This window comes from Mesorhizobium sp. P2_D6 (assembly GCF_056404315.1).
In genome coordinates, this window is the sequence record NZ_JBFUEG010000011.1 from 207,351 (window position 1) to 214,551 (window position 7,201).

5 protein-coding genes are annotated in these 7,201 nt (G+C 61.2%); 4 read left to right on the top strand and 1 reads right to left on the bottom strand.

What is annotated here, in order from left to right; translation table 11 throughout:
* Positions 1–15 precede the first annotated feature (15 nt).
* The 3 genes from AC1D1L_RS23030 to AC1D1L_RS23040 are packed head-to-tail and all read left to right on the top strand — an operon-like array spanning position 16 to position 4,115.
* Entirely contained in the window at positions 16–2,148 is a 2,133-nt protein-coding gene (locus AC1D1L_RS23030; RefSeq protein ID WP_477343751.1) for a type I secretion system permease/ATPase, read from the top strand.
* Positions 2,149–2,194: 46 nt separating this feature from the next.
* Complete coding sequence (locus AC1D1L_RS23035; RefSeq protein ID WP_192255851.1) at positions 2,195–3,484, top strand: HlyD family type I secretion periplasmic adaptor subunit; 1,290 nt, start codon at positions 2,195–2,197, stop codon at positions 3,482–3,484.
* Positions 3,474–4,115, top strand: coding sequence for a ribbon-helix-helix domain-containing protein (locus AC1D1L_RS23040; protein ID WP_192255848.1), 642 nt, complete (start codon positions 3,474–3,476; stop codon positions 4,113–4,115). Before AC1D1L_RS23035 ends, AC1D1L_RS23040 begins: the two co-directional genes overlap by 11 nt.
* Positions 4,116–4,142: 27 nt before the next feature.
* Here AC1D1L_RS23040 and AC1D1L_RS23045 read toward each other — a convergent pair whose 3' ends face one another.
* A complete protein-coding gene (locus AC1D1L_RS23045; RefSeq protein ID WP_477343753.1) occupies positions 4,143–5,087 on the bottom strand; it encodes a transglutaminase-like cysteine peptidase in 945 nt (314 codons plus the stop codon).
* A gap of 322 nt (positions 5,088–5,409) precedes the next feature.
* On the opposite strand from AC1D1L_RS23045, the gene AC1D1L_RS23050 reads away from it, so the two are divergent.
* Positions 5,410–7,201 (top strand): Ig-like domain-containing protein (locus AC1D1L_RS23050; protein ID WP_477343754.1); only part of this gene is annotated, 1,792 nt, incomplete at its 3' end.

Below are 7,201 nucleotides of genomic sequence, written 5' to 3' on the forward strand. Positions count from 1 at the left end.
TCCTGCGGGCGGATCGTGAACCCACAACCTAAAATCCTGTCCCCAAAGGAGGCCTTCAAGGCCTGCTTTTCAGCTGTTGCAGGCTACCTGGGCAGGCCGAGCGCCGAGACCGTGCTGTTTGCCGGCGTGCCGCTGTCGGATACCCAAATCGATATCGACGCCGTTCGGCATCTTGCCGAACGCATCGGTCTTGAAATCACAGAGTTCAGCCATCGCGACTTTCTTCGCGGACGCATCGACCTCCCCGCCATCCTGTTTCGCGTCAGCCAATTGCCGGTGGCGCTGCTTGCCGAGACAGCGGACGGTGGATTTACCACCGCTCCCCAGGAGGACGGCCGCACAACAATCAGCAAATCCGAACTTGCCGGAAGCTACATAAGCGGCGGCGTTTCCTTCTCGATAACCTATGCCAACGCGGTCGAGGGGATGAGCGTCGGTTCGGCAGCCAAGATTGAGCGGCGACATTGGTTGACCGGAACGATGGGGCCATTCTGGCGCACCTATTCGAAGGTCATCCTGTCGGCGGTATTCATCAATCTGTTGGCTCTTGCCTCGCCGATCTTCACCATGAACGTCTACGACAGGATCTTGCCGAACAAGGCGATATCGACGCTCTGGGTGCTGTCGATCGGGATCGGCGCGGTCATTCTGTTCGACCTGCTCTTGAAGACCGCCAGAGCGTCGCTGATCGACTATGCCGGGCGCAAAGCCGATCTTCGCATTTCCTACATGCTGTTCGAGAAGGTGCTGAACTCGTCCTTGTCGGCACGGCCCGGCTCAACCGGCGAATATGCAAATCGGGTGACGCAGTACGAGTTCGTACGCGAGTTTTTCACGTCGAACACCGTCAGCGTCTTCATCGACACCGCATTCGTCTTCGTCTTTCTTCTTGTAATCTATGCGATAGGCGGCTGGCTGGTCATCATACCGGCCATTGCCTTTGTCGCCTCCGTGATCGTCGGGCTGATCACACAACGGCGTATCGGCAAACGCGTTGCCGCGTCCATGAACGAGGCTTCGCAACGCCAGGCCCTGCTGGTTGAATCCATCTCCACGCTTGAGACCATCAAGTCGTTGCGGGCAGAGGCGTATCTTCTGCGAAAATGGGCAGAGCATTCCAAGAACGCATCAAACACCTCCGAGAAGATCAAGCAGCTTTCGGCTGCCGCCGGCAACATAACGCAGGCCATCCAGCAGTTGGTAACCGTCGCCCTGATCGTGGCCGGCGCTTATGCCTTTTCGGAAGGACATGTCTCCACCGGCGCCATCATCGGCACCGTCATGCTGGCGGGCCGGGCGGTGGCTCCCCTTGGGCAGATCGCTATCACCTTGTCCAGACTTCGTCAGGCAATGCTCTCCTTGCGAATTGTCAATTCGATCATGGCGCAGCCGGAGGATCGGCCGGACACGGTTGGTTTCGTCAACCGCCCCATTCGCAATGGCGCGATGGCGTTCAGGAACGTCGGCTTTGTCTATCCGGGTTCTGAAAACGAAGTTCTGACCAGCGTGAATTTCTCGGTGAAGCCCGGTGAGCGGATCGGCATCATCGGCCGCATAGGCTCGGGAAAGACGACCATGGGTCGGCTGATCGGCAGGCTCTTCCTGCCGACCTCCGGCGAGCTGCTGCTGGACGGCATCGACATCCGCCAATACCACCCGTCGGAGGTTCGCGCCGCGGTCGGTATCGTCGCGCAGGCCAACGATCTGTTTTCGGGCACCATCAAGGAAAATCTCCTGATGGCTTGTCCGGAGGCGACCGATGAACAGATCGTCGAAGCGGCCAAGGCTGCCGGCGTCGACGATTTCGTCTCCCGCCATCCGCGCGGCTACGACATGAATGTCGGCGAGCGCGGCACCAATCTCTCGGGCGGCCAGAGGCAGACAATGGCAATTGCCCGCCTGTTGCTGACCAAACCGAAAATCGTCTTCCTGGACGAGCCGTCCGGCTCGATGGATCTGGCTTCCGAGCGCCAGTTGATCAAGCAGCTCAAGGTGGCCTTCGATCGCAGCACGACGCTGATCGTTTCGACGCACCGCTTCAGCATGCTAGAGTTGGCCGACCGTCTGATTGTCATCGAGCAAGGCAAGATCGTTGCCGATGGACCGAAAGACCAAGTGATACAGGCGCTGCAGAGAACGAGCGCCTGACAGAAACAGACTTGTTGAGTGCATTCAATACGTTGGGGCATGGGAAATGCTTGCCAGGGAAGACCGCCCGCCGCTTTTTGCGTCAGCGTCGATATTCATCATCGGAGCGCTTTTTGCGAGTTCGGTCGCCTGGGCGTCCTTCGCCGAGGTCGATGAAATCGCACGCGGCGACGGCAAGATCATACCCGCGTCGAAGACCCAGATCATCCAGGCCAGCGAGCCCGGCGTTGTTCAGGAAATCGCTGTGAAGATAGGGCAGATCGTCAAGAAGAACGACCTCATCATTCGCCTCGACAACACCTTCAACACCTCAAGCCTTGGCGAGCAGCAGGCCAAGGCGCGGGCGCTGCAGACGCGCATTGCACGGCTCAAATTCGAACAGACCGGCAATCTCGAGGGCGCATTTCCCTGCCCGTCCGAGATCCAGAAGGTCGCGCCGGAAATCTGCGACAACGAGCAGAAACTGCTCATCGCACGCCGCGACAACTTCGAAGTCAAGCTATCGGTTCTCAAGTCGCGCCTCGATCAGCGCGAGAAGGAACTGGATGAGGCCAACGCCAATGCCGATCGCCTCACCAAGAATCTGGCCGTCAGCGACCAGGAGGCGAAGCTGGTCGAGGCGATGGTCAAGAAAGGCCTGATGGCGCGAACCGAGCAACTCCGCGTCGAGCGCGAGCAGACCGAGCTCAATGGTCAGCTGGCACTCGCCGGCGAAACCATCAAGAAAGCCAAGTCGGCCATCACGGAAGCCCAGCTTCAGGTCGATGAACTCGGCCTGCAGCTGCAACAGGAAGCGCTCAGCGACCTGACACAGGCGCTCGCCGACCTCTCGGTGGTGGATGAGACGATACGCGGCGCCACCGACAAGGTGGCGCGAACCGACATACGGTCGCCTGTCGACGGTATCGTCAACACGCTCGACATCAATACGGTCGGCGCCTTCGTCCAGCCCGGTGCCGTCGTCGCGGGCATCGTGCCGACCTCCGAGACCCTACTGGTCGAAGCGCGGGTTTCACCGCGAGACGTCGCCTTCATCCGGCCGGGGCAGGATGCCCTGATCAAGGTGACTGCCTATGATTTCTCGATCTTCGGCGGCATCGAAGGCAAGGTCTCGAACATCACCGCCGACAGCCTGGTCGACCAGAAGACCGGCGAACCCTACTATCAGGTTCGCGTCGCCACCGACAAATCGACGCTGACACGTGACGGCAAGACCTATTCGATCATCCCCGGCATGATCTGTTCGGTCGACATCAAGACCGGACGCAAGACGATCCTCACCTACCTGATGAAGCCTATCAACAAGGCGCGTGAGGAGGCGATGAGTGAGCGGTAGCGCGATCTCCCCTCCTGCCGATCGCGACCGGCTGCTTCCACCGCTGGTGGCAGAGGATTTCGGACTGGAGTTCCGGGTCGTGGCGCGTGGCGGCACGCGCCGCGGCATTCGTCTGGAGAGGGCGTTCTGGACCTCGCTGAAGCAAATGGCCGAAAACCGTAAATGCACGATCGGCATGCTGATCGAAGAGATCGCCGAGAGCCACGCCAACACCGGAAACCTGACATCGGCAATCCGCGTAGCCTGCATGCGTGGACTGGCCGACGAGAACCTAACCTTGCAGAGGCTGGCGTCGATCAAGACCATCAACGCTATTCTGGTCGCCTGTCCCTCGCCGGCCTTTGCCCTGTCATCGTCGAAGAAGATCCTGACCTTCAATGCGCCGTTCCAGCAACTGGTGCGTCGTCAATTGCCGGCGGCGCCGAACGAGGACACGCGCCACGACCTCAAGCTGGCGTTGGACCTCCATGTCGCCGATATATTCGCCAGGCTCGAGGCCAATGGCGAGACGCCGGTCGCCACCGGTTTCGTCATCGGCGCCGGTGACCGCCGCTACCGGGGTCAACTGAACGCGGTGCGGGCGCCGGTGGTCGAGCCGGAACTGCTGATGGCGTTCGTCTTCGGCGGCTAGGGCGCCCAAGACACCCTGACGGCATACTTACTGTTGCAGACCTTCGCCCGGCGCGACCGTCGAAAGGCCGCCCTTGATATCGGCGATTTGCGCGGAGCCGGTCTTTGCGCCATGGATCCATGCGCGGTCGGTGCTGAACGAATACAGCGGCACGTAGCTCGGCAGATCGCTGTCGCGCGAAACGACATTGCTCAGACTGTCGAGAATGAAGACGCCACTGCCGGTGCTGACCGACAGCACGGCATGGAAGAAACCGCGCTTGCGATCCTGCAAGACAACCAGCGACATGCTCTGAGCCGGGATGCCCGCATGCAGCAGCGCCGCCATCTTGAGGATAGCGAAATCCTCGCAGTCCCCTGCCCGGCGCTCGAGGATTTCCGAGGGCTTGGCCCAGTAGTCGAGCTTGCCGTAAACCACGCTGTCCTTCTTGTAGGCGATCGCGCGATTTATACTTGAGTTGACGAAGGACAGCTTGTCGATGAAGCGCTTGTCCCGGGCTGCCTCGACGATCCCGGCAAAGGTGCTGTTCTTGCGCTCGCATGGACTGCCCGCGGTGCACTCGACAATTGCCTTGTAGACAGGCGCCCAGCGCGCCGAGACCGGGAAATTGCGCATCGACAGGGCAACCGAACCGAACACGCCGGGAATGATCGCTGCCGTCTGGATCGGGTCGATCCCGGCGTCGTCCTGCGCGATCGAAGGATCGCGCTTTTCATTAACGGCAACAGGACCATAGCTGCCGAAAATCATGCCGATCCTGTAGGCCGAAACGGGCTGCCAGGGTTGCGGTCGAGCCAGTGAGACGCCGCCGAGACTGGGCGGGGTTCCGACCCTCGCCAGCATTCCAGCGGCAGCCCGGTTATCCACGGCAACGGCGCTTGCGGATGATGGTTGCGGCAGGCTTGCGATGCCCGTTGCCAGCAGGAGCAGCTTGAGCCCGGTTATCCCCGGGGCAGATTTTTCTTTTTTCATAACGCCCACCTTTGACTGTGGACGCTACCGATCTTGTCTCAAATTACTGGAAAGGAAGGTGGATAAATTTTTGCAAAACAGGAACATCCACTTTGCGTAAACTTTTATCCAAATTTATACTTCTGCTTGCCGACCCAGCTCAACTGGTGGATGTCAAACGGACCGCGGCCCAACCAATGTATATCAGGTTATATGTTGGGAGTTTACCACGTCTAAAAAATGCTGAGACAGGCATATCGGCATATATAAAAGCGGTTGCAGGATAGTTGCAAAGCAGAGGCTGTCACTGTCTCTTTCCGGGAAATACCGAAGGGGTTTGGTTATGGCGAACAGTAACGAATTGGACACCGTCTCGAATTCTTGGGACCAGCACTCTCCCAATGAACATGGTGGCTCACCGTCGCAGGCAGGGACGCAGATAGCGCAAGCCGCCCAGCCGGCGCCTGCCGAGCCCGTACCCGTCGATGTCGGCAGCGGCGCGCCCGTCAAGCAAGATGCACCTGCGGAGGCGAAGGCCCCGGCGGCCGCTGCGCCCCACGAATACGTGGCCGACGCCAGCAACGTGGTAAAGCTTCCGGCCGACGTCTCGATCGACAACATCAAGGTCGACGGCCACAACCTCGTGCTCGAACAGGCTGATGGTTCGGTCATCGTGATCAAGGATGGCGCCTTGAACGTGCCGACGTTCATCATTGGCGACGTCGAGGTACCGCGCGTTGCCCTGATCGCCGCGCTCGAGGCCAGCCACGTCGATGTCGCCTTTGGCGCCGACGGCTCCATCTCGGCCGGTCCGGGCGGTTCGAACTCAAGTGCAGGCGGAGACTTTTCGGTTCCCCCCGGCGGCATCGGCGACGGATTCGGTCTTTCGGCGCTGTTGCCCCCGACAGACCTGGCGTTCGGCCAGCCGGATAACCGCGAGTTGTTTCCGAGCCTGCGGCCGGATTCCACACCCTCGATCATCGACCTGACGCCTTCCGTCGATGGCGGCGACACCATCGCCAATGAAAAAGGCCTGCCGGCAAGCTCGGGGTCGGAAGGCTCGGGCGAGGCGCAAGATTCTTCGCCCAACACCGACCAGTCGGAGATCAACACCGGCACCTTCACCATCACCTCGCCCGACGGTGTCGGCTCGCTGACCATTGCCGGCCAGGTGATTTCGGGCGCTGCCCTTGCCAACAGCGCATCGACGCCGATCAACATAACCACGCCGCTCGGCAACACGCTGACCGTCAACGGCTACGACGCCGCGACTGGCCAGGTGAGCTACAGTTACACGCTCGTTCATAGCGCGGCTCACCCCGGCGCGGGGACCGATTCCATCTTCGACGACATGACGGTGACTGTTACCGACACCGACGGAGACGTCTCCCTTCCAGGCACGCTGTCCGTCCAGATCGTCGACGACGTGCCGACGGCATTTGCCGATACCGATGCCGTGGCGGCGGGCTCGTTCGGGCCGGTCGGCGGCAATGTAATCGACGGCAGCGGGTCCGACGGCAATGCGGCGGGCGCCGACACCAAGGGCGCCGATGGCGCGGCGGTGGTTGGCGTCGCGGCTGGTAACACCAATGCCGATGTCGACGACGCGGCCACGGTTGGCACGCTGATCCAGGGCACCTACGGCAAGCTGACGCTGGCTGCCGACGGTTCGTACAGCTATGTTCGCGATGCCGGCACGTCCGGTGGCGTCAACGACGTCTTCACCTACACCATCAAGGACGGCGACGGCGACCTTTCGCACACCACGCTGACCATCTCGATCGGCGATGGAACGCCGACCGTATCGATCCCGGTGGCGGGCGGCGCCGACACGACGGTCTACGAGGCCGGCCTGCCGGCACGCGCCGGCGAGCCCGAGGGCTCGGACGAGCCTGCGACCTCGGAAACGACCTCGGGCACGATCGGCTTCACGTCGCCGGACGGCCTGACGACAGTGTCGCTGGGCGGCCATGTACTGACCGGTATCCCGACGGCGTTCGCCGACGGGACGACAGGCACGCTGACGGCAAGCTATGTCTACAATCCGGCGACCGGCCTCGGCACGATCAGCTACTCCTACACGCTCATCGACAACACGCTGACCGATCCGTCCAGCACCAGCTTCGCGGTCGTCG

Excerpts from the sequence above, each read along its gene's own strand:
- AC1D1L_RS23035 (WP_192255851.1), top strand. The coding sequence starts at position 2,195 with ATGCTTGCCAGGGAAGACCGCCCGCCGCTTTTTGCGTCAGCGTCGATA.
- AC1D1L_RS23045 (WP_477343753.1), bottom strand. The coding sequence starts at position 5,087 with ATGAAAAAAGAAAAATCTGCCCCGGGGATAACCGGGCTCAAGCTGCTC.